The 1,437-nt window shown below is 67.5% G+C and carries 2 protein-coding genes; one reads left to right on the top strand and one right to left on the bottom strand.

The features are described 5' to 3' along the window. Positions 1-69: 69 nt before the first annotated feature. A protein-coding gene (locus tag ACIQRW_RS38380) for an IS5 family transposase (protein WP_403770010.1) occupies positions 70-881 on the top strand; the annotation gives its coding sequence in 2 pieces (ribosomal slippage) (positions 70-418 and positions 418-881; 813 coding nt in all). Positions 882-954: 73 nt separating this feature from the next. Here ACIQRW_RS38380 and ACIQRW_RS38375 read toward each other — a convergent pair. Continuing rightward, positions 955-1,281 carry a hypothetical protein gene (locus tag ACIQRW_RS38375; RefSeq protein WP_403770008.1) on the bottom strand — a complete coding sequence of 109 codons (327 nt, stop codon included), beginning with the start codon at positions 1,279-1,281 and terminating at the stop codon, positions 955-957. Positions 1,282-1,437: the final 156 nt, after the last annotated feature.

Genomic DNA, 1,437 nt, shown 5'->3' with positions numbered 1-1,437 from the left:
ACTGATCGTTTCAGAATGAGTTCAGCTGGGGGCCTTGTGCCCGGTGATCTTGGGCGGCAGGGTGTCCGGGTGCGTGCTGATCTTGTTTCGGATGACCTGTGGGAACGGGTGGCCCCGCTTCTGCCGCCCGCGCCCGTACGGCGCCACCGCTACCCAGGCCGCCTGCGTGTTCCCGACCGGGCCGCCCTCTCAGCCGTCATGTACGTGTTGCGGACCGGTGTCGCCTGGCGCGATGTCCCGGCCGAGACGGTGGGCTGCTCCGGGGTGACGGCCTGGCGACGGCTACGGGACTGGACCGAGGCCGGTGTCTGGTCTCGCCTGCACGCCGCCCTACTGACCGAACTACGCCGCGCTGACCTTCTCGGGCTGGACGACTGCGCCGTAGACGGGTCGCATATTCGGGCCCTGAAAGGGGGGATCATGTCGGCCCCTCACCCGTCGACCGCGCCCGTCCCGGCTCCAAGCACCATCTGATCGTCGACCGCCACGGCACCCCGCTCGCCGTCACCCTCACCGGCGGGAACCGACATGACGTCACCCAGTTGCTGCCGCTACTGGACGCAGTCCCAGCTATCCGGGGTCTACGAGGACGTCCCCGCCGCAAGCCCCGACGTCTGTACGCCGACCGGGGGTACGACTTCGACAAGTACCGCCGCCTGCTGAGGCAGCGCGGCATCAAGCCGATGATCGCCCGACGCGGCGTCGCGCACGGATCCGGACTGGGCAAGGTGCGCTGGGTGGTCGAGCGCGCCTTCGCCTGGCTGCATCAGTTCAAGCGGCTCCGCACCCGTTACGAACGACGCGCAGATCTCCACCAGGGCCTGCTCGAACTGGCCTGCAGCCTGATCTGTCTGCGCCGCCTTCTCCGCCCCTCATCCTGAAGGATCAGTGTGGGCGACGTACCGAGCCGGAGGCAGGGTGGTGAAGTCGAGTTCCTGCCCTTACGAGCTGAACTCAGGTGAGGTCGAAGGTGATGCTCACGGAGCCGTCCCAGTCCGGTGCCTCCGTAAGCGTGAGGGTTCCATCCTCGGCCTCGACGACTCGCACCGTGATCCCGCCGCGGTCTTCACCGGGAAACGCAATGGAGAAGTGGGGGTCCATCTCCACGAGGAAGTCCCAGCCCTCGCGTTGGGGCGGTTCAAGGGCGGTGGCATGCCGCCCGGTTGCCCGCCACTTGCCGACCGCGTCGACAGTGGCGGTGATGTCGATGTCGTACTCCTCCAGGCACGTCGCGTGATTGGCCCACCATTCGAGGCGGGCCCGACCCTCGAATCGATCCATGAGCACACTATGCACGGTGCCCTGGCCGTACGGGTGAGTCTGCCGGCTGTCGTGGGTCAGGCCGCGAGACAGAACTGCACGGGGCAGACCGGGCAGGCTCTCGCCTCATCCGGCGGCGCCCCATACGCCTCGCGACCTCATTCTGAAACCATCAGT

This window comes from Streptomyces sp. NPDC091287, from assembly GCF_044768525.1.
Lineage (GTDB): Bacteria > Actinomycetota > Actinomycetes > Streptomycetales > Streptomycetaceae > Streptomyces.
This window is presented reverse-complemented; position numbering and strand designations above follow the sequence as displayed.

What these genes read in the sequence shown, in the direction of transcription:
- ACIQRW_RS38375 (WP_403770008.1), bottom strand. Translation starts at nt 1,281, where the DNA reads ATGGATCGATTCGAGGGTCGGGCCCGCCTCGAATGGTGGGCCAATCAC.